This window comes from Paenibacillus sp. FSL H8-0282, assembly GCF_037963825.1.
GTDB lineage: Bacteria > Bacillota > Bacilli > Paenibacillales > Paenibacillaceae > Paenibacillus_AQ > Paenibacillus_AQ odorifer.
On the sequence record NZ_CP150146.1, the window covers coordinates 1602519 to 1624683 of the forward strand.

A 22165-nucleotide genomic window follows, 5' to 3' on the forward strand; every position below is an offset into this window, starting at 1 on the left:
TTCATTAAAACATCCCAAGTTCATGAAGACTCTATACCACTTTTTGAAAATATTTACGATATTAAAAGTCGTATCTGCTGGCCGAAATTGCGGATTCCAAGCAAAGGTTGAAATTATTAAAAAAGTTGGTACTAAACGTTTAACTCAATAACTTAAGGGGTCAAACGGTTAGACATATCTATGTAATTATGAAGGGGGAGAGGGAAATGAAAGTAGGTAAAGCATTCGGGGTAGGTATTCTTTCAACTGCACTAGCGTTAAGTGTCATTGGCTGCGCGAAAGACGAGACAAACACAGCAACCAAGGCATCTGATGCACCCAAAGCATCTGAGAACGCAACCTCCAAGCCTGAGGAGAAGGTCAAGATTATCTATTCGATGTGGGGAAGTGCGGAAGAGGGAAATGTAACCCAGGGAGTGGCGGATAAGTTTAATGCTTCTCAAGACAGAATTGAAGTAGAAGTACAAGCAATTCCTTGGGAAAACTACATGACTAAGCTGAATACAATGGCTACGGCAGAGCAATTGCCTGATACAGGGATGCTCAGAGAAGATGGGGTCGTTCAGTGGTCTACCCAAGGCATGCTGAATGATGTAAATACAATGTACGAAGGAAGCGACAGCAAACCACTGGATAGCTTAGCCTACAAATATCAAGGGAAAACCGTAGCCTACGCGGCTGCCAATGAAATCTTACTCCTCTATTACAACAAAGATATGTTTGACACGGCCAATGTACCCTATCCCCCAGCCGCTTTAGACAAAGCGTGGACATGGGACGAATTTGTAACAACAGCAAAGAAGCTGACCCTTGATAAAAATGGTAAACATCCTGATGAGAGTGGCTTTAATGAGCAGAGTATCGTACAGTTTGGCGCATCCGTTGAAAACTTACCATGGCAGCTTGAGACCTGGGCGCTTGGTAATGGTGGAGGGTTCTATTCGGGTGATGGGACTGAGGTGAGAATTGGAGAAGACGCCAGTATAGAGGGAATTCAGAAGGTTGCAGATCTTTACTTGAAGGATCATGTTGCTCCGTTGTCTGTCGGACAGACTGATGATGGCATTCAACGAACCATCATCGCGGGAACTGTTGCCATGGCTACTAACGGTGCGTGGAACGTGGGAACTAGTCTGAATACGGCCAAGAATGAAGGCTTGAACTATGGCGTTGCAGTATTGCCTTACATGAAGGAAAAGGTTACCCTCAACACGGGTGGCGCCAATGTCGTCTTCTCCCAGACTAAGCATCCAAAAGAAGCGATGGAATGGCTGAAATGGTACAACTCAGAAGAAAATAACTGGGGCCTCATTAGCTCGGGGATCTGGATGCCGACGCTGGAGAAGTGGTACACGGATGAGACCCTTACCCGTAAATGGGTCGAAAATCCTAACTTCCCTGTTTATGACGAATATAAATCTGCAGTAGTCGACTATGCGCAATCACCTGCTGTGAAGCCCGCAGCGTGGTTCTATACGAATCATACGACAGAGTTTAACACCTTGCTCGGGTCGGTTCTAGGGGATGTATGGACTGGAAAGACGACCGCTAAGGATGCTATTTCTAAAAATCTCGATGCGTTGAAAGCAGCCCATTCAGGCAATTAGTAAAGTTCGTAAAAGACTGGCCGCTGCCAAGCTCACACACGCGGCGGCCATATTATGATCTTCAGGTGGGGAGATAGAGATGGAAATGATTAATAAATCTCCGAAACGTCGTTCACGTATTCATGCAGGTGAGGCACGAGCCGCGTATATATTATTGATCCCTGCCTTCATTGGGCTGATCTTTTTAACGTATCTACCTCTTATTGGGGTGCTCGGGATCAGCTTAACGAATTGGACGGGACTTTCAGACCCCAAATTTGTTGGCTTCGAGAATTATATTAATCTATTTACCACTGATCCTTATATTAAAGATTCGATTATCGCTACGGTCTACTTTGCCGTCTTATCGGTAGTTGGAGGCATGATTTATTCACTTTTTATTGCGATGCTACTGAATCGTAAAATTCCGGCAAGAGGGTTTTTCCGGGCTGTGTTCTATGTACCGTACGTTTTGCCGGCAGCCGCAATATATGTAGGATGGTCCTGGTTATACGAAGCTAATTTTGGATTTTTTAACTTTATTCTCTCTGAGATGGGTTTGAACAAAGTTTCTTTTATCGCGGATTCCAGCTATGTCATTCCATCCCTATCCTTGATTTCGGTTTGGCTGTCAGGTAACTTAATTGTTATTTTCTTAGCTGGGCTGCAAAATGTTCCGGTCGTCTACCATGAAGCGGCTGAAATGGATGGTGCGAATGGATGGAAACGATTCTTGCATATCACTTTACCGTGCATGTCGCCCATTATCTTTTACAATTTGCTAATGAGCTTGATTGCCAATCTCCAAATTGTTACGCCGGCTCTTTCATTAACGAATGGCGGCCCGGGTAATTCTTCACGCTTTTTAACTTATCTGATGTATGATCAAGCTTTTGTAAATTATAAATTGGGGTATGCTTGTGCGACAACAGCCGTTATTTTTGTTATTCTTGCAGGCTTTACTGGTGTATTATTCAAAACCTCCAACCTATGGATCTTTAATGAAGGAGGCGATGACAAATGAGTGTAGCCTCATACGGAAGATTAAAGAGCAAAAAACGTAATAATCAATGGATGAACCTGATCTCGTTTGTCGTTGTTATTTTTTTTACTATACTCGTGCTCTTTCCAATCTGGTGGATATTTCGCACGTCGCTCATGTCGAATGCCGAGATATACCAATATCCGCCTTCACTGCTGCCAGGAAATTGGTTGTTTTCAAACTATGCAGAAACGCTAGAGATCTTTAAGTTTTGGAAATATTTATGGAATACTATGATTATTATTGTACCCGCCTGTTTGGCAGGAACCTTTACAGCGACTTTATGCGGTTATGCCTTTGCAAGACTGCGTTTTCGGGGCAAAAAATTGATTTGGGCTCTTTGTGTCGGTTCGATGCTTCTACCTGCCATGGTTACACTTATTCCGCTATATATTGGGTGGACGAGAGGCTTAGGAATTCATGACAGCTATCTGCCGTTGATTTTGCCTTATTTCTGTGGTGGCGGGGCTTTTAATATCTTTTTGATTAGGCAGTTTATCATGTCTATTCCGAGAGAGCTTGATCAAGCAGCAACGATCGATGGCGCTGGATATTACCGCATTTTGTTCAGCATTATTATGCCGGCCATTAAATCTGCGATGATCGTCGTCGCATTATTTATCTTTATTGGTTTATGGAATGATCTACTTCAACAGATGATTTACATAAACTCAAGCGATAAGTATACGATAGCCTTGGGACTAACCGCCTTTAGAGGCCAACTAAAGCAGGACTGGTCGCTTACGATGGCGGCTACGTGTATGTCCTTTGCGCCGGGCGTCATTTTTTATCTGATTGGTCAAAAATATTTCGTAGAAGGAATCACGTTGACAGGACTGAAAAATTAGCTCCAATGTACACCCATCCGTTAAATTACAGAGCCTCATCATTTTCTTGTATGCCACTTCAAAATAACACTGGTCATTGTATTGAAAACGAAATCCTGATGCACTTATCGATATCCTTGGCTCCGAAGCTGTATCATGAGTTCTATAAGGCGAACATGATAAAGAAGCAACTTATCTGCGGATAAGTTGCTTTTTGACGATACGTCATTCTTTAGCTAATTCGGCTTTTTTATTTATTCAGAGCGGTTCTGCTCAATCATTAGGTTGTACCTCTTCACAAGCAGCTTGTTGAAAAAATAAAAACATAACCCGTTAAGGAATCCTATTACGGTTGAACTGAATGCCGAGATTAGATATCCTTCATTTTCTACATTTGAAACAAGATTAATGACAATAATTGAAAGAATGAGACTGAAAGCAAAACCTCCCAAGGAGAAATATAACAAATTGAGTAGAAAAACTCCTCTTCGCTTCTTAATCAAGCTTTCAATAAAATCATTTAAATAGATAATAAGTAAAATACCATAAACTAATAATAGGGCAATAAGCCCATAGAAACCAGCAGGTGGTGGCTTATCCGCAAGAGCAAAAAAGATGACAGTCCAAAAAAAGAAGAATGTGAAGAAATTTATCGTTTTAATTTTTTTTAACAGCTTCAGGTCCATAACATTGGTAAACCTCGCTTTTTAGTTTTTTAACAAGGGAACTGTTTATTCTATTATTACCTGTCTATTTTATCAAAACAACATAATTATTTCTGAAATAGATTCATTTTTTTAAAACATTTTCATGAATTTGCAAAATTAAGCGATGAATTAATTTCAGTTTATTTAAAACTTGTGTAAATATTGTAATTTTTTTCTGAAAATTTTGTAAATGTTTCAGAAAAAAATGGGGGTATAGTGTGATAGTACAAAAAACAGCTGACTGTATTTCTATTCTCCGCATCATTGGTTTTAGTATTCAGAGAGTATAGCTTTTCATTATTTTCAGGAAGGATTTGATTAATGATGAGTAAAAGTAATTTTTTTAGATTTGAGCGTAAAAATGATGATTTTCCATTCTACAGTGAACTGCAATCCCCTACTCTAAATTTGAAAACCAGCCTAATATTTCTGATAGCTGTTGCTGCAGGTTTTGCATTGTTTCTTATTGGGTTTGGAGGTACTTATGGACATCCTTTTATAAATGTGATTTTCCCATTAGCAGCAGTTATCTTTGTTGCACGGAGTCAGTGGACATTACTTTTCAGAAAATTAGTTGCTAAAGATATTATATTAATTCTTGGGACGTACATTGTAAATCTTATTGTGACCTATGGTGTTGGTTTTATTATTACGAAATTATTTAATTTTAGTGCAAATCCAGTGAGTGAAGGATTCAATGGTAATTTTTCCGATACAATTACGACGTTCCTGACAATGCTCCCGATGCTTTTTGGAGAAGAATTAATAACGATCCTTCCATTCTTAGTCATTTTGTACTTAGGAGTAAAAAAACTTAAACTGAACAGAAAGTCTGCGATTATCTTAGCGTGGATTGTAGTATCCATTATTTTTGGCGCATACCATTTACCAACTTATAATTGGAATATTGCACAAGCCATTCTCGGTATCGGCATTGTACGGATTGTTCTGCTCTATCCATACATTAAGACTAAAAACATTTGGACATCGTTTATAGTGCATGTGCTAAATGACTGGACACTTTTTGGATTTGCCTTAATGGTTTCAATGCATCATTGATTAGCGAATTCCATGTAAAAATTGTAATCTTTTTCTGAAAATACTGTAAACCATCCGGGAAATGACGGGATTATAGTGTGATAGTAAGAAAATGACTAAAAGGAGATCTTCAAAAATGGAAACTCAAGTTAAAAAATTCACAACTAAAAAGCGGATGTCCGTACTTCTATTGTCAGCAGCACTGGCTGCAGTTGGCACAGCGGCGGCTTTACCCGTGTCTGTCGGATCAGTTCATGCTGCATCCACTACTGCAACAATAACCTCAAGGGTGAATGTTCAGGTTAAAGGTAAAGCAATCGGGACTCAGGCTTTCCTAAGCCCATTAGGTAATACACTCATTCCGCTTAAAGACGCAGCGCAAGCATTAGGCGCAGCTGTTAAATACGATAACAAAAATCATAGTGTAGAGCTTACCCTGGGAGAGAATACTGTAAATTATTCATTGGATATCGACAGTGCACTTGTAAAGTTAAATGGAAGCGGTCTGGGACAAAGATATGAAGCTCAGGTAATCGGAGGAACTTCTTTTGTTGCAGTGCAAGCCTTGGTTGAACCTTTCGGATATTTGGCCCAATGGAACGGACAAACCCGTACTGTCAATATCACGAATGCAGGAATGAATGAACTGACTATAACTGCCGGTAAACTCCAGTCTTCTAATTCCCATAAGGATGTAACCATCAATATCGTATATCCAGTTGTATCGCAGCTTGCGAATCAAAATGCCGAAGCGGCAATTAATAAAGCGGTGAAAGCTCAGGCACAGAAGTTTCTAGATGCCTCGGAAAAACAACTGGCTAAGTCTGGTGCTCCAGCGGAAGGAGCGACATACGATTTCGAACTGGCCTACAAGGTGACTTACAATCAAAATGGAGTGATTAGCTTCCTGCTTACCAATTATCAATACCTCGGCGGAGCTCATGGAGGCGGCTCACAAACAGGTCTTACTTACTCTCTGCAGGATGGTACGACAATGAAGCTGGGAGATTTGCTGAAATCCAACAGCAATTACAGTCAGGTTATTAAGAAATCACTTCAAGAACAAGTCCAAAAAGGTACTGAGTCTTCTATCTACTCTATTGACCTGTTCAATAAGTTAACTAAAGATTCTAATGCATACCTGGATAACTTCTACTTGACTAATGCAGGATTCACTGTGTTTTTTGTTCCAGGTGATATAGCAGAAAGTGTTGTAGGCAGTCCTGAATTCAAATTCACATGGGCTCAGTTCCTTTCGAATAATGCGGATCCGTTCGCTGCTTATTAGGTCGGTTTTTGACTTCAATCGTTTTTTTTCATCGTTACTTTATCACAAAAGAGTTTTTTAAAAGCAACTTGCCAACTGGGAAGTTGCTTTTTTTGTTGAGTTAGTAGGGGGGACTAAATGATTGCCTAGCATTCAAAATTGACCATGTACCGGAAACTTGCGGAGCCGCGACCACTCCTGCTGCAGTTTTTTAATAGGAATGGAAATGAGAGGGGGCTATTCCGGAGGAATTTATATAAATTCAAAGATAAAATCCTATATGAGATAGAAACAATCCTTTTTGCGGTAGTTGCTAGCCAACATGTCTTATAGACTAGTTAATGCAAGGAGTCCCGTATAATTTTTGAACGAGGACTTTGCATATTCAGTCAAAAGAAGGAGAGAAAATTCATATTATGAACACAGTAACACAGATAAACAACAGCAAAGACAAGCAGACGCATTTTATTCTCAACGGTAATCTTTGGAATATTATGGTCCAGTTATCATGGCCCGCTATCATCGCAATGGTCCTCTATGGCTTAAATGCGGTTATTGCCGCTGTATTTGTGGGAAGATTTGTCGGAGAGGAAGCACTGGCTGGGGTATCGGTAGCTTATCCTTTAACCCAGATCAGCTTGGGACTGGGCTCCTTGATTGGGGTGGGTGCCGGTTCTGCTTTAAGTTTAGCCCTCGGCAGGCAGGACAAAGAAATGCAGAAGCGTTTGATGGGGAATGTTAATTATCTGTCCATCCTTGTAACGCTTATCTATATGGTATTGGGTTTGCTTTTCTCTACACAGCTGGTGCGAATCATGGGAGGAGAAGGGGAAACTCTGGCTCTTGGAGACAGCTATTTTAGAATTACGGTGATTGGTTCATTTTTCTGGATTTATGGACTGGCTGCCAACATGATTGTACGTGCCGAAGGGAAAATGAAATCGGCAGCCGTGGTAATGGGCATTGGACTGGCAGTTGATGTATTGTCCAATTATATTCTGGTAGCCTGGCTGGATTTTGGAGTAGAGGGTGCTGCCTGGGCTACAAATATCGGGATGCTGGTCTACACCTTGCTGGGATGGATTTATTTTGGCAAAGGATTTGCCTCATTCCGAACGAATGTCTTTGCAATCTATCGGGATGCTGCCACAATCAAATCCATAATTGGTCTGGGAATGTCCTCTTTCATTATGAACTTTATGAATCTGGTACAGGCTGTTGTAGTATTTAATGCACTGTCGAGATACGGGACTACAGCAGATATTGCATTTTATGGAGTGGTTTTTCGTGTATTCACCTTCCTGTTGACGCCGATATTCGGATTAATGCGCGCCTTGCAGCCAGTCATCGGCATAAATTTTGGAGCAGAACAGTATGAGCGCGCCATCAAAGCCTATAAAATATTCACCCTCGTTTCCATGCTGCTGACTTTGCCTTTCTGGATAATTTCCATGATCTCGCCGGCTTCCATTCTGGGGCTAATGCTGCCGGATCAAATCTTTAAGACCAGCGAAATGTTATATTTCCGGTTGAACATGGCGGTTCTGCCGTTATTGTCGCTCATTTTTATGGCCATGACCTTTTTCCCTGCGATTAATAAAGGGAAGCCGGCAGCCGTTATCGGCATCACCAGACAACTTGTTTTTTATGTGCCAGTGATGCTTGTTTTGCCAAGATGGTTAGGCGTCTCCGGAGTATATTGGGGTTCGCTTGTAATTGATTCTGTGGTTGTAGTGTGGACGGTAATCCTGGTAACTAAGGAATTCACCCGGCTCAGAGCTAAGTCCAAGCTAGCCAGGACTTACAATATGTGAAGGCAAGATGCTGGAACTTCTGCTTTGCCTGGATGGCCGATTTAATAGATATACCCTAAAAGAGCCTTGGAATTATAAAGGCTCTTTTTTGTGCTACTGGTTGACATTATAAACAAAAAGAAAGTATGATATTTTAAATCGTAATAATTACGAATAAAAACAATGTGTATTTGAATTGATTTGTGGATAATGAATGGTCACAAGCGGACTCTATCGTTCCTCACGAGAACTTCGAGCGGCAATTAGAGCAGGTTGAACTGGATTCAGAAAGGATCTTTTGGATTTCTTGAAAATAACCATTTTAAAGGAGCTTCAATAAATAATGAATAAAAGCAGCACCAATCAACGTCTACCCAGAGCAAAAGGGATTGATATGGGTACCTATTATACACCCAAAGAATGTGCCAAAAAGGTTAGACATCTGATCCTACCCGATATGAATCGAAAGATTGTCGAAGAATTCATCACAATCTTAGGTATGAGGGAAAGATTTGAAGAGCATCGAGTTCCAATTCCCAATAAAGTGGTTATGTATGGTCCACCGGGCACAGGGAAAACACTGACGGCATTTTATATGGCTCAAATGCTGGAGCTTCCACTTATCCTGGTTCGACTTGATGCAATTATTCACAGTCATTTGGGCGAGACTGGAAGTAATATCCGGAAAATATTTGAGTATGCCAAAGCATCTCCTTGTGTTCTTTTCCTGGATGAGTTTGATGCCATTGCAAGAACACGGGAGAGTAATGACGAGGTTAAAGAAATGGCTCGTGCGGTGAATACACTGCTGCAATGTCTCGATGATTTTGGTGACAACAGCATTTTTGTAGCAGCGACGAACCTAGAAAATGAACTGGATAGAGCTATTTGGCGAAGGTTTGATACAAAAATGATTTATGCTAACCCGGATGAATCAAGTAGGCGTCAATATGTCGAACTGTTAATTAATGACTTTGAAAGTGAAGCTGGGCTGCTGGAGGAAACATGCGAACGTCTTTCCGGTTGCAGTTTTGCTGATATTGAACAAATTGTCCTGAAAGCGAAACGTAAGGCGATCATAGAGCATTGTCTGCTAAAAAGTGAGCATATTGTTCTTTCTTATGAAGAATACAATCCTTCCTTGAACTAATTGTGGGATTATAAATACAGGAAATTGTAATTGGAACAATTCAACGAAAAAAAAGAACCCCAGCGACGGAATTTTTAATCGCTTGGGTTCTTTTTAAATTCATCAACTGATATTAGGTGTAGATTCTCTTAGGATGAGTTTGGTATAAATATGAGAAACCTGATAGGGTTGCTTCGGATCATGAATTCGGGAAAGTAGCATTTCAGCTGCTTTGACACCCATCTGATTACTATAAATATGAACAGTGGTGAGATGGGGTTCTACAATGCTTGATTCAGGACCATTATCAAAACCACAAATGACGAGGTCATTAGGAATGGAAAGCATATTTTTGAGTGACTTCATAAAGGTAACCGCAATATAATCGTTAGCACACACGAAAGCAGAAGGAAGCTGATTGATTTGGCTTAGCTTAGCATCTGCCCACTCCGGACTCGAAAAAAATAGTCGATCGTCATCGAGAATACATTGTGAGAGATCAAGCTGAATCCCAGATTCTATCAATGCGCGATTAAAGCCCACCCATCTTTCATTAAAACTCCTACAGTGATTATAGTCTCCGATGAATCCCAGTGATGTGTAACCGCCATCAATTAACTTTTTTGTAAGTTGATATGTGCTGTGTTCATTTTCCATGAGAAGTACATCTGCTTGGAATTCAGGGTAGCAGATATCGGCAGAGCAGTCGATGAAAATAGTTGGAATGCCTAGACTTGTAATCAGCTTACTATATTCGGAATTGAACAACTCAATACAAATAATTCCGTCTACATTGGCGACATCAAAATTATTTGGAAGAGACAAGGACTCCTGATCAATGTCTCTTATAATGTGCATGGATAAATTATATCCTTCTGCACTGATTCGTTTCTCCATGCCACTGATCAGTTTCGATCCAAAGTGGGAAGTGTTAGGTAAGTTTTCTGTTAATAAAGCGATGTTTCCAGAATTTCTTGGTTGAACACTCTCGGTGTCCATAAAAGCAAATTGTTTATATTTTAACTCTATCGCTTTCTTTATAACCTTGTTTCTGGTTTCATCAGGTATACCATTCGTTCCATTTAAGGCTTTGGAAGCTGTATTTCTGGAGATTCCTAAAGCATCCGCGATGTCTTGTATGGTTACTTTTTCCCTGGCCATCTATGTATTTCACCTCTATATTCTTGTTCTTAACCTTCGCCACAAATAGTGTACTGTTTGGCATGATTCCAACTCTCTTTAATGTATATTAGTTTACTCAAAATAGCAATATTATATTTACAAATGCACAATTTAGTTTACATTTTATCGGCGGATAAGTGTGCAAAAAAAGTAGTTTTGTTTTCGTTTTAATGAGAATATGTTGACTTTAAAGTATACAATCCTATTTAAATTGGCTGTATTTGTAATTTTGTAAAATAGAAAGCGTCATTTATGAACAAAATATTTTGTCATATGCACATAAATATTTTTACAAAATGTATTGACGAACGATTAAGTGTTTGGTAAATTGTAAAAGCAGCAGGACATAAGCCAATTGAAAGCCCTTACTGCATCAAGATATAAACATTGATAAGAACGGAGGTAAAGGCATTGCAAAACCTAATAGAAGCTGAACACAGAACAATGGTGACCAAACATAAGAGCTCCTTACTAGACTATCTAAAGAAATACTACTTTCTTTATATTTTGCTCGCACCAGCTGTGATCCTGACCCTGATTTTTAAATACGGTCCTATGTATGGTGCGATTATCGCCTTTAAAGATTTCAGCCCAATCAAAGGGATTATGGGGAGTGAATGGGTAGGCTTGTACAACTTCGAGAAATTCCTGTCATCCCCCAACTTCGAAGTTATCTTTATGAATACGCTTAAATTAAGTTTTTTCGGATTAATTCTGAGTTTTCCAATTCCAATCCTGCTTGCGTTGATGTTAAATCAAATTCGCCGTGCAGGCGTCAAAAAGAACATTCAGTTGTTCTTGTATGCACCTAACTTTATTTCTGTTGTCGTTGTGGTCGGGATGTTGTTTATCTTCTTGTCCCCAACGGGACCGATTAACCAGTTTTTTACGTGGCTTACAGGTGAACCAATCATGTTCATGTCTCGTCCGGAGTACTTCCGTTCGATCTACATTCTTTCTGATATTTGGACCGGAGCCGGTTGGGCATCCATTATTTATGTAGCAGCACTTGCTAATGTCGATCCTGAGTTACATAATGCAGCCAATCTTGACGGCGCTAATCTTCTACAAAGAATACGCCATATCGATTTGCCAACCATTCGTCCAATTATGGCTATCGTATTTATCTTTGCAGCTGGTGGGATTATGTCCATTGGTTTCGAAAAAGCCTATCTCATGCAAACGGCGATGAACTTGCCAACCTCAGAAATCATTCCGACTTACGTTTATAAAATTGGTTTGCAGTCGGGCGATTATGCTTATTCAGCCGCAGTAGGGTTGTTTAACTCTATCATCAACATCGTCTTGCTCGTCACCGTTAACTTCACCGTGAAGAAACTGAATGAGGGCGAAGGTCTTTACTAAGAAAGGAGCAACAAGCTATGCCCATTAAACATTCCGGATTAGATCGCTTTATCGTCGTGCTGAACGCGATCTTCCTGACACTGGCCGTACTTATCATTGTACTTCCTTTGATTTATGTAGTGATTGCATCTTTTATGGATCCATCAGTTCTGCTCAGTAAAGGATTATCATTCAACCTTTCGGACTGGTCATTAGAAGGGTATATAAAAATTCTTTCTAATCCGGCCATGATCCGAGGTTTTGGAAACTCTGTTTTATACTCTGTTTCATTTGCTATGCTTACCGTTCTCGTCTCAATCTGTGCAGGGTACGCACTGTCTGATGACAGGCTCAAAGGAAAAGGATTCTTCATGACCTTGTTTATTATCACCATGTTCTTTGGGGGTGGGCTTATACCTACATACCTGCTCGTTAAGAATCTTGGTCTGCTTGATACAGTATGGGCGGTGATCATTCCAGGAGCAGTCAATGTATGGAACATCATTCTCTCTAGAACTTTCTTCAAAGGAGTACCGAATGAAATGAAGGAAGCCGCTAATGTCGACGGAGCTTCGGAGATGCGGATTTTCTTCAGTGTCGTATTACCGCTCTCCAAACCGATTGTTTTCGTGCTCGCTCTTTATGCTTTTGTGGGCCAGTGGAATTCCTACTTTGACGCCATGATCTATTTAGATAATCCGAATCTTCATCCACTGCAGCTCGTGTTGCGGTCCATCTTGATCCAGAATCAGGTAGATCCGGGCATGATCAGCGATCAACTCGCCATGGCGGAAATGAAACGATTGTCTGAAATCATCAAGTACGCTGCCATTGTTGTTTCCAGTTTGCCACTTATTGTTATGTATCCGTTCTTCCAGAAGTACTTTGAAAAAGGTGTTATGGTCGGTTCCCTTAAGTAGGAAACAGGCTGCACATAGATAAAGATTAATTCATTCATATCTAATTTGGAGGTCATACCCTATGAAAAGAATTAAGAAATCAAGAGTATCAACGAAAGTAGCTTCTGCATCTGTACTTGCTTCGTTTATGTTCCTTACTGCATGTGGTGGCGGAGGAGGAGGGGGAAGTGCAGCTAGTAAAGAACAGGACGCCAGCGGTAAAGTAACTTTGAACTTTATTACGCAAAGCTCTCCACTTGCACCCGTTGATCCAAATGAAAAACTGATTAATAAGCGTCTTGAAGAAAAGACGAATGTTCATATTAATTGGAAGAATTTCACGAAAGACGTATTTGTTGAAAAAAGAAACTTGGCTGTGGCAAGCGGCGATCTTCCTGATGCAATTTTTAATGCGGACTATAGCGACTATGAGCTGCTCAAGCTTGCTAAAGATGGTGCCATTATTCCGCTGAATGAGCTTATCGAGAACAATATGCCCAACTTCAAAAAGGTGCTGGAAGAAGCACCGGAATACAAGAGTATGATTACGGCACCAGACGGTAATATTTATGCCTTTCCGTGGATCGAAGAGCTGGGCAATGGCAAAGAAAGAATCCAGGCGGTAGACAGTATGCCTTGGATCAATGTGGAATGGCTTGAGAAGCTGGGCCTTGATATGCCTACAACAACAGAAGAATTAAAAGAAGTATTAATTGCCTTCAAAACAAAAGATCCAAATGGCAATGGTAAGGCTGACGAAATTCCTTTGTCCTTTATTAACAAGCCTGGAGCAGAAGATCTGGTTTTCCTATTTGCTTCATTCGGATTGGGGGAGAACCCCGACCACGCGGTTGTAAGCAATGATGGGAAGGTAATATTTACGGCGGCACAAGATGATTACAAAGAAGCCGTTTCTTTTATTAACGAGCTGTATAAAGAAGGACTCATTGATATTGAAGCCTATACACAGGACTGGAGTACTTACCTTGCAAAAGGGAAGGATCAGAGATACGGACTTTACTTCTCATGGGATAAAGCTAACATCACTGGAGCAAATGACATTTACGAGGTTATGCCTCCACTTGCTGGACCAGATGGTGAAGTTAACGTAACAAGAACGAACGCGCTTGGTTTGGGCAGAGGTAAGATGGTTGTCACTAGCGCCAATAAGAACTTAGAAACGACAGCAAAATGGGTTGATCAACTCTACGATCCGATTCAATCTGTACAGAACAACTGGGGAACGTATGGAGACGATAAACAGCAAAATATTTTCGAATTTGATAAAGAAAAAGAAATGCTGAAGCATTTGCCGCTGGAGGGTGCAGCTCCTGTAGAACTACGTGAGAAAACAAGTGTCGGTGGGCCCTTAGCTATCCTTGATTCCTATTATGGCAAATACACAACCATGCCGGATGATGCCAAAGGCAGAATGGATATTATCAAGAACATCATGGCGCCTAAAATGAAAGCAGAAAACGTAATGCCGAGTGTATTCCATTCTATTCAAGAGCTTGATCGCCTTACGACAATTGAGACGGATCTGTTTGCCTACGTGCTTAGAATGCGTACTGAATGGTACCAAAATGGTAAAGTCGAAGCGCAGTGGGATGAATATTTGAAAGAATTGGACCGTCTGGGCCTGCAAGAATGGCTTGAAATTAAACAAGGCGGTTATGACAGAGCAAGCAAATAATAAACTATAAATAATATGCGGTAAATGCCGTGTTCGGGAGTAAAGGAGAAAACAATAATGTCTACGATTGCGAAACAAAATTACCGCGGAGTGTATCATTTTTCCCCTAAGGAAAAGTGGATGAATGATCCAAACGGAATGGTTTATTTTGAGGGTGAATATCATTTGTTCTTCCAGCACCATCCAGGTGGAATGACTATGGGCGCTATGCACTGGGGCCATGCGGTCAGCAAGGATCTGGTTACATGGGAGGAGCTGCCTATCGCTCTTGCTCCAGATGAGTTAGGTATGATTTTTTCCGGCAGTGCCGTAGTTGACTGGAATAATACGACTGGATTTTTTGAAGATAAACCAGGTCTAGTAGCGATTTTTACACACCATTTGGATATGCCGGAAGGCAAGCCAGCCATTCAGCGTCAAAGCTTGGCTTATAGTAAGGATAACGGAAGAACCTGGACGAAATATGATGGAAACCCGGTGCTTGAACATGATACATTCATTGATTTCCGTGACCCGAAAGTATTTTGGAATAAAGATACTAATCAATGGGTGATGATTGTAGCTTGTGGTCAAACGGTGTGTCTATATCATTCTCCTGATCTGATGAACTGGACATTTGCCAGTGAATTCGGAGAAGGAATCGGTTCTCATGACGGGGTATGGGAATGCCCGGACTTGTTCCCGCTGGCCATTGATGGCGATCCTTCGAACACGAAATGGGTGATGCTAGTGAGCATCGGTGCGGATCCCGCTTTTGTGGAAGGATCAAGAACACAGTATTTTACAGGGGGTTTTGATGGAGAAGTGTTCACGCCAGATGAAGATTCGATAAAAGTCCGCTGGCTTGATTATGGAAGAGATAACTATGCAGGTGTAAGCTGGTCCGATATACCGGCGGAAGATGGAAGAAGGCTATTTATCGGCTGGATGAGCAACTGGATGTATGCTAACAAGACACCAGCAGAAGAATTCCGTGGCGCGATGACAATTGCAAGAGAACTTCAGCTCGAATCAAGACAAGGGGGAACCTTTCTTGTGCAGAAACCGGTCCAAGAGTTGGAATCAGCTCGTGTACAAGTCCTTTCCATAAAAAATGTAACGGTGCAAGAAATCAATACTCTTCTTAAAGAGATTCACTTGGAATCTTATGAGATTATAGCTGAGTTCGCTCGGGGTAAATCTGTAGGTTTCAAGGTAAGAGTTGGTGCGGATGAACAAACAGTGATCGGTATCAACGGTGAGACAGAGGAACTTTATGTAGACAGGAAGGCTTCGGGCCAGCATGATTTCCATGAACATTTCGTAGGACATCATTCAGCCAAACTCGCAGCGCTTGATGAGTCAAATGATCTCCGTATTTATGTGGATCGCTCTTCCGTTGAGGCGTTTAGTAATGGAGGCCAGGCAGTGATTACGGATCTTATATTCCCTGGACTAGAATCTAAAGGTATTGCTGTGTTTGCAGAAAATGAGAATGACTTGCTGATTTCCCTGGATATCTATGAGCTTACTCTCTCTGCTGAGCAAGACAAGAATTAGTCACCGAGAGGAGTCTTGTATATGCGTATAGGAGCGATTGAAGCTGGCGGAACGAAGTTTATATGTGGCATCGGGAATGAAAATGGGATCATTGAAGATCAGATCAGTTTCCCGACAGAACATCCTGAGTTGACGTTGCCCAAAGTTATTCAATATTTTCAAGACAAACCAGTAGAAGCTATCGGAATTGGATCGTTTGGTCCAATCGATATACGCCCAGATAGCCCGACGTATGGTTACGTTACAACAACACCAAAACCAGGTTGGGGAAATTACGATATGCTGGGCACTTTGAAAAGAAACTTTTTGGTTCCCTTTGGCTGGGACACGGACGTCAATGCAGCGGCATTTGGTGAAGCCAAATGGGGCGCAGCCCAAGGGTTATCCAGCTGTTTGTACTATACAGTTGGCACAGGTGTTGGTGTGGGAGTGTATTCAGAAGGCAAACTTATTCATGGTCTTGTGCATCCTGAAGGGGGTCATGTTCTTACAAGACGCCATCCTGAAGATGAATTCCCAGGGGGATGTCCCTATCATGGGGACTGCCTAGAAGGGATGGCGGCAGGTCCTGCTATTGAAGCAAGGTGGGGGAAGAAGGGACATGAACTTCCTATAGATCACCTTGCATGGGAAATGGAAGCATTTTATATTGCGCAGTCGATTACGGGTGCTATATTGCTTAACTCTCCTCAGAAAATCATTCTGGGTGGTGGTGTTATGCAGCAGTCACAATTGTTTCCACTTATTCGGCAGGCCGTGCTACAGAACCTGAACGGTTATGTCAGCTCAAGTACTATTTTGGAACACATAGATGAGTATATCGTTCCACCAGGACTAGGCCAACAGGCGGGATTATGTGGTGCTCTCGCTCTTGGACTCACAGCACTGGAAAGTCAGAGTTCTGCTCAATTGTAAAAGAATATAGAGAGGAGGTCAGTGCAATGAATTGGCCTCCTTCTTATTTTACAATAAAAGAAATGATTGATGATAGAAAAAGAGGGTGAAGAGGATGGTTAATAAGGGAAAAGTAGTTTTATCCTTTCTCATGGCAACAGGATTTGTTATGACTTCCGCAGGCATATATGTAGCCAATCCCGGTATGGGTTGGGCTGCGCCCGCTGATCAGGAGGTAAGTAAACAAGCTAAGGAGGGGCTTTCTATTTTTGAAAGCGTAACCAAAACAAACACAAACTTGACAGGTTGGCAAATAAAAGGAAAAGGTAAGTTGGCGGATACTGTGGAAGGGATTTTACTGACTTCCGATCCACAAGAAAATGTAATGGCAATCTCCGAAACGGTGTCAGAGGATTTTATCTATGAAGCTGATGTCATGATCAAGGATATGCAAGCGGACGCGACCTTATTGTTCCGTTCTAATGAAGATGGCTGGGGTTCCTACATGCTCCAAATTGTTCCGAATGCAGGTATGATCCGCTTACGAGACGCAAGTGATGGTGAAGGGAAATTAAAAGAGGAGCGGAAGGTTACTGTTAAGGCAGGAGAGATCTATCATCTCAAGGTGAAAGCAGAGGGTTCATCACTGAAAGTATATTGGGACAATGAATATAAACCTGTGATTGAGGTTCAGGATGATGCGTATCGTACTGGTAAGCTGGGACTCAATGTATGGAATGGTTCTGTTTTGTTCCAAAATATTATCGTAAGCGACCTGAAAGGGAATTTGGGTGCTGTGGTTACAAATAAAGGACAATGGCAGCCTAATATCAACGGCAAAAAAGGAATGGCAGTAAACCAGATGAAGTCACAGCAAATTTATAATAAACAAGCTGCTGATTTTGTATATGAAGGAAATCTATCTCTTCGTCCTGATTCTGTTGCAGCGCTCGCCTTTCGTTCATCGGCTGATGGAACAAAGGGATATGAAGCAGCCCTGACAAAGGAAGGAAATCAGGTTCGTGTAAGTCTGACGAAAGCTAACGGAACAACGATTGCAAGTTCACAGCATACCTATCCAAGTCAGGCCGGAGCAAAACATCATGTAGAGATAAAGGCGAAGGGAAACAGAATTCAGGTCTTTCTAGACGGATACACCCCGGCCGCAATCGATCTAACAGATAAAACCTATACCGATGGATATGCAGGAATCGTTGTTAAACAGGGAACAGCTTACTTCCAGGATACCTATGTGACGGATGCCAGCAATTATTATAGTGAAAAATATCGTCCTCAATACCACTATACGCCAATTCGTGGTTCTGCCAGTGATCCGAACGGACTTGTCTACTTCGAAGGTGAATATCATCTATTCCATCAGGACGGAGGCACTTGGGCACATTCTGTCAGTAAAGATATGCTGAACTGGAAGCGGCTTCCGATTGCGCTGCCGTGGAATGATCATGGGCATGTCTGGTCTGGATCAGCTGTGGCAGATTTGACGAATGCATCAGGTTTGTTCGGGGATTCAGGAGGTAAAGGTCTAATTGCCTACTACACTTCCTATAATCCCGATGGCCCGAATGGGAATCAGCGTATCGGTCTTGCATACAGCAAGGACCAAGGTCGTACTTGGGAATATTCCAAGACGCGTCCAATGGTTATCGGAAATCCAGGCGATAATGGAGGGGAGCCGGGAGGCTGGGATTTCCGTGATCCGAAAGTGATTCGTGATAATGACAATAACAGGTGGGTAATGGTTGTATCCGGTGGAGACCATATTCGTTTCTTTGCTTCAACGAATCTACTTGATTGGAACCTGACAGATAGTTGGGGATACGGGGACTATGTTCGCGGCGGTGTATGGGAATGTCCGGATCTGCTTCAGCTTTCGGTAGACGGAACATCACAGAAGAAATGGGTTCTGATGATTAGTACAGGAGCGAATTCAAAAACAGGCGGATCAGATGCTGAATATTTTGTGGGTCATTTAACAGCGGAAGGTAAATTCGTTAATGATAATCCGGCAGGGAAAGTTTTGCGAACAGATTTTGGAAAAGAATTCTACGCTTCAATGTCTTTTTCGAACATGCCAGATCATCGCAGCGTAATGATGGCATGGATGACAAACTGGGACTATCCGTTTGCTTTTCCAACAAGCCATTGGAAAGGCGTACTGTCAATCCCAAGAGAAGTCTCATTAGTAACGACAAAAAATGGGATTCAGCTCGCTCAAAGTCCGATTAAGGAGTTGGAATCGCTGCGTAGTCAGCTGTATTCTACTGCTAACAAAGAGGTGAGTCCTTCTTCTCAGAATCTATTGAAAGGGGTTACCTCTGGTGCATACGAGATTGAAGCTGAAGTAGAAATTCCAGCAGGTAGTCAGGTTAGTGAATTTGGCTTTAACGTTCGTGTAGGGGGAAGTCAAAAAACGGTTGTTGGATATAAACCTGGTGAGGGTCGGATTTTCGTGGATCGGTCTGCATCTGGTTTGACGGATTTTTCGAGTCTATTTAGTACAAGACATGAAGCGGCAATGCAAACGGAGAACAAGCGAGTTAAGATGCGTATCCTTGTAGATGAGTCTTTTATTGAGGTTTTTGGCAACAACGGTAAAGTTGTTTTCTCTGACGTCATTTTTCCGGATCCAGCCAGCAGAGCTTTGAGTTTTTACACCAAAGGAGGCAACGTAAAAGTCGTATCTCTGAAGGTGAATCAGTTAGGCTCTGTATGGAATCAGGAGACGGGCTCAGCTACCAAGATAATGATGGATACAAGTGATCGCGAACTGAGCAAGGGGCAAAGCGACATACTTTTGGCGATGGTAGAGAATGGTACCGGTAATGGGGCACAGCCGCTTAAATGGAATTCCAGTAACAAGGATGTTGTTGAACTAAACGTGGTGGATAAATCCCAGGCAACCCTTGTAGCTAAAAAAGAAGGCGAGTCTATCATTACCGTCTCTACTCCAAATGGGAAGACATCCGCTAGCTTATTAGTTAAGGTATCTGGGGGTGAATTTCATACGAACTTAAGTGGGTGGACTAAAGATCTATCTGCAGCCTCCTGGGTCATTGGTGAAAATGGGATTCGTGGAAATTACTTGAGTGACGCGAATTATATCGCAGAGAAGCAGGCAGGAGATTTTACTTATGAAGCAGAGATGATGTTAGGGAAATCCGGAGGAGCAGGCTCTATGTTGTTCCGTGCCAGCGAAGATGGACGCAGCGGATACTACTTAAATCTGGATCCGAATATGAAGTCCATCCGTCTGTTTTATAAAATCGACGGCCGTTTTGAAGAACGTCAGATTCTAGCAAAAGTTCCGACGTTCATTCAGCCGGGTCAAACCTACAAAGTGAAAATCGAAGCGAAGGGCCCGCATATCGTGGTTTATGTGGATGGGCAGAAAGTGATCGACCTGCAGGACGGCACATTTGCAGAAGGCCGCTTTGGACTACATGTATTTGGCGGATATGCTTCATATCAAAACGTTAACGTGAGCGGAGAAACACCTGCCGATCTATACACTTCCAGTCTAGTAAATGCAGAACTACAGAAATCCCTTTATACAGCAAATCTCGCAAATGGTGAAGCTGTTACACTGAAGGCTGCGAATGAATTTACGGATCAGAAGTGGGTATTCGTGCCGACGGGGGACGATGCAGGCTCCTATTCTATTCGTACAACAGCCGGTCAGGCGCTTGATCTAGACACAGGGCAAAATAAAATCCAGTTATACCCTTATCTCGGATATAACAATCAGCGTTGGATTTTTCACAAAAATGATGATGGTACCGTAAGTATTATTTCTGCTCATCATAAGAAAGCGTTGGAAGTATCAGCGGATGGGTCGACACTGTCCCTTAGCGAGCTTGATCCTACTCTTGATCGACAAAAATGGGTAATTACCAATTAACCTGAGGATGATAGAAGCAATGAAGGGGGAATAGCGTGTCTAAAAAGCAACTTGTCTGCGGATGAGTTGCTTTTTGTTTTGGCTGCATTTTATGTATTGACGGATATTGGAAATGTAAGTAGAATGTAAATTAGTTAAAACCTTAAAACTTTTGTAAAGAATTTTGGTGTTCTTGATAAAGGCAAAGCTGACATTCAGTGTGCAATTTTCAATCAGAACATAGAAATATCACGAAAGGTAAGGTTTTTTTATTTACCTAAAAAGTTTAATCGTTTAAACTTTCGGGTGACGGAGGTATGGAAGCTAAGATGAATATACATGATGTAGCCAAAAAGTCGGGACTCTCTGTAGTGACCGTATCCAGGGTGCTTAACAATTTACCATCTGTACGGGAAGCTAATAGACAGAAAGTACTGAAAGCTATGGAGGAATTAAATTATCAGCCCAATTCAGCAGCGCGGAGTCTTGTGAGAGGCAAAACGGGAGTCATCGGGATGTCGATTACCAACTTTAACGACTCTTTCTATGACCGGGTTATTCGCGTGGTGAACCGGAAGCTGGCGGCGCAAGGGTATTTTTTAGCCCTATCGATCGCCGAGAATGAGGATGAGGGCGATAATTTCCTGTTTCAGAAGGATCGCGTTGATGGAATTATCCTGTTGTCCCCACTTGAAGAAAAGGCATATGTAGAGGAACTGAAAAGAAAAAATATTCCGTTTGTATTGCTGGATAACCAGTTTCAGCATGAGGATGTGCCTAGCGTCGTGGTCGATAACTATCAAGGCGGGTATGAGGCTACAAAGCACTTGCTCGATCTTGGGCACACTCAAATCGCCTATATTGGCGGCCCTTCGGTATTTCTAAGTGTAGCGGAGCGTAAGCGCGGTTATGTCCAAGCGCTCGAGGATGCCGGGTTAACGCCATTCGGAACGGAATACTGCAGTTTTACAGTAAGCGGCGGCTATGAGGTGGCCAAGAGATGGATCCGCGAAGATAAGCTGCCGACAGCTTTTTTTTCCGGGGACGATTTTATTGCTCTTGGAATGGTTCAGGCTCTCCGGGAAGAGGGAATTCGAGTACCCCACGATATCTCAATTGTTGGATTTGATGATCAGCAGTTCGTAGGTGAATTTTACCCGCGGTTAACGACGGTCAGACAACCTGAGGCACAAATGGGCAATATAGGTGTTGATTTACTACTAAAAATGATCAACGGGGAGGTGATGCCGCCCGCTGTAACGAAGCTTGCTCCGCAGCTACTCATTCGTGAATCCACCGCATCTGTTAGATTACCTTGAATTTT

General features: G+C 42.0%; 15 protein-coding genes. 14 read left to right on the forward strand and 1 reads right to left on the reverse strand.

Annotation, left to right across the window (positions count from 1 at the left end):
- Positions 1-206: 206 nt before the first annotated feature.
- From NST94_RS07000 to NST94_RS07030, 7 genes are all read left to right on the forward strand, one after another.
- The gene (locus NST94_RS07000; protein ID WP_076302146.1) at positions 207-1607 is read left to right on the forward strand and encodes a sugar ABC transporter substrate-binding protein; all 1401 of its coding nucleotides are present in this window, start codon (positions 207-209) and stop codon (positions 1605-1607) included.
- Positions 1608-1686: 79 nt separating this feature from the next.
- A complete protein-coding gene (locus NST94_RS07005; RefSeq protein WP_076125342.1) occupies positions 1687-2610 on the forward strand; it encodes a sugar ABC transporter permease in 924 nt (307 codons plus the stop codon).
- Positions 2607-3476 (forward strand): carbohydrate ABC transporter permease, encoded by an 870-nt coding sequence (locus tag NST94_RS07010; protein WP_076125340.1) that lies wholly within the window; start codon positions 2607-2609, stop codon positions 3474-3476. The genes NST94_RS07005 and NST94_RS07010 overlap by 4 nt, the downstream gene beginning before the upstream one ends.
- Before the next feature lie 1007 nt (positions 3477-4483).
- Positions 4484-5221 carry a CPBP family intramembrane glutamic endopeptidase gene (locus tag NST94_RS07015; protein ID WP_076276587.1) on the forward strand — a complete coding sequence of 246 codons (738 nt, stop codon included), beginning with the start codon at positions 4484-4486 and terminating at the stop codon, positions 5219-5221.
- A 115-nt stretch (positions 5222-5336) separates the two neighbouring features.
- Complete coding sequence (locus NST94_RS07020; protein WP_076282275.1) at positions 5337-6488, forward strand: DUF4163 domain-containing protein; 1152 nt, start codon at positions 5337-5339, stop codon at positions 6486-6488.
- Between the two features lie 395 nt (positions 6489-6883).
- Positions 6884-8281 (forward strand): MATE family efflux transporter, encoded by a 1398-nt coding sequence (locus NST94_RS07025; protein WP_339281816.1) that lies wholly within the window; start codon positions 6884-6886, stop codon positions 8279-8281.
- A gap of 322 nt (positions 8282-8603) precedes the next feature.
- On the forward strand, positions 8604-9410 hold the full coding sequence (locus NST94_RS07030; RefSeq protein ID WP_179086319.1) for an ATP-binding protein: 807 nt from the start codon (positions 8604-8606) through the stop codon (positions 9408-9410).
- Positions 9411-9512: 102 nt separating this feature from the next.
- On the opposite strand, the gene NST94_RS07035 is transcribed toward NST94_RS07030, so the two are convergent.
- Positions 9513-10550 (reverse strand): LacI family DNA-binding transcriptional regulator, encoded by a 1038-nt coding sequence (locus tag NST94_RS07035; RefSeq protein ID WP_076185350.1) that lies wholly within the window; start codon positions 10548-10550, stop codon positions 9513-9515.
- Between the two features lie 465 nt (positions 10551-11015).
- On the opposite strand from NST94_RS07035, the gene NST94_RS07040 reads away from it, so the two are divergent.
- The 7 genes from NST94_RS07040 to NST94_RS07070 all read left to right on the forward strand — a co-directional run bounded on the left by NST94_RS07040 (position 11016) and on the right by NST94_RS07070 (position 22160).
- Complete coding sequence (locus NST94_RS07040; protein WP_339282132.1) at positions 11016-11936, forward strand: ABC transporter permease subunit; 921 nt, start codon at positions 11016-11018, stop codon at positions 11934-11936.
- A 17-nt stretch (positions 11937-11953) separates the two neighbouring features.
- On the forward strand, positions 11954-12835 hold the full coding sequence (locus NST94_RS07045; protein WP_036675818.1) for a carbohydrate ABC transporter permease: 882 nt from the start codon (positions 11954-11956) through the stop codon (positions 12833-12835).
- Between the two features lie 61 nt (positions 12836-12896).
- Positions 12897-14510 carry an ABC transporter substrate-binding protein gene (locus NST94_RS07050; RefSeq protein ID WP_076193509.1) on the forward strand — a complete coding sequence of 538 codons (1614 nt, stop codon included), beginning with the start codon at positions 12897-12899 and terminating at the stop codon, positions 14508-14510.
- Positions 14511-14567: 57 nt separating this feature from the next.
- Complete coding sequence (locus NST94_RS07055; RefSeq protein WP_339281817.1) at positions 14568-16049, forward strand: glycoside hydrolase family 32 protein; 1482 nt, start codon at positions 14568-14570, stop codon at positions 16047-16049.
- Positions 16050-16070: 21 nt separating this feature from the next.
- Positions 16071-16964 carry an ROK family protein gene (locus NST94_RS07060; protein ID WP_076185347.1) on the forward strand — a complete coding sequence of 298 codons (894 nt, stop codon included), beginning with the start codon at positions 16071-16073 and terminating at the stop codon, positions 16962-16964.
- 130 nt (positions 16965-17094) lie between these two features.
- Positions 17095-20862, forward strand: coding sequence for a GH32 C-terminal domain-containing protein (locus NST94_RS07065; protein WP_339281818.1), 3768 nt, complete (start codon positions 17095-17097; stop codon positions 20860-20862).
- A 296-nt stretch (positions 20863-21158) separates the two neighbouring features.
- On the forward strand, positions 21159-22160 hold the full coding sequence (locus NST94_RS07070) for a LacI family DNA-binding transcriptional regulator (RefSeq protein ID WP_076125296.1): 1002 nt from the start codon (positions 21159-21161) through the stop codon (positions 22158-22160).
- Positions 22161-22165: the final 5 nt, after the last annotated feature.

Coding starts and splice junctions, on each gene's coding strand:
- NST94_RS07000 (WP_076302146.1), top strand. CDS start 207: ATGAAAGTAGGTAAAGCATTCGGGGTAGGTATTCTTTCAACTGCACTA.
- NST94_RS07005 (WP_076125342.1), top strand. CDS start 1,687: ATGGAAATGATTAATAAATCTCCGAAACGTCGTTCACGTATTCATGCA.
- NST94_RS07010 (WP_076125340.1), top strand. CDS start 2,607: ATGAGTGTAGCCTCATACGGAAGATTAAAGAGCAAAAAACGTAATAAT.
- NST94_RS07015 (WP_076276587.1), top strand. CDS start 4,484: ATGATGAGTAAAAGTAATTTTTTTAGATTTGAGCGTAAAAATGATGAT.
- NST94_RS07020 (WP_076282275.1), top strand. CDS start 5,337: ATGGAAACTCAAGTTAAAAAATTCACAACTAAAAAGCGGATGTCCGTA.
- NST94_RS07025 (WP_339281816.1), top strand. CDS start 6,884: ATGAACACAGTAACACAGATAAACAACAGCAAAGACAAGCAGACGCAT.
- NST94_RS07030 (WP_179086319.1), top strand. CDS start 8,604: ATGAATAAAAGCAGCACCAATCAACGTCTACCCAGAGCAAAAGGGATT.
- NST94_RS07035 (WP_076185350.1), bottom strand. CDS start 10,550: ATGGCCAGGGAAAAAGTAACCATACAAGACATCGCGGATGCTTTAGGA.
- NST94_RS07040 (WP_339282132.1), top strand. CDS start 11,016: ATGGTGACCAAACATAAGAGCTCCTTACTAGACTATCTAAAGAAATAC.
- NST94_RS07045 (WP_036675818.1), top strand. CDS start 11,954: ATGCCCATTAAACATTCCGGATTAGATCGCTTTATCGTCGTGCTGAAC.
- NST94_RS07050 (WP_076193509.1), top strand. CDS start 12,897: ATGAAAAGAATTAAGAAATCAAGAGTATCAACGAAAGTAGCTTCTGCA.
- NST94_RS07055 (WP_339281817.1), top strand. CDS start 14,568: ATGTCTACGATTGCGAAACAAAATTACCGCGGAGTGTATCATTTTTCC.
- NST94_RS07060 (WP_076185347.1), top strand. CDS start 16,071: ATGCGTATAGGAGCGATTGAAGCTGGCGGAACGAAGTTTATATGTGGC.
- NST94_RS07065 (WP_339281818.1), top strand. CDS start 17,095: ATGGCAACAGGATTTGTTATGACTTCCGCAGGCATATATGTAGCCAAT.
- NST94_RS07070 (WP_076125296.1), top strand. CDS start 21,159: ATGGAAGCTAAGATGAATATACATGATGTAGCCAAAAAGTCGGGACTC.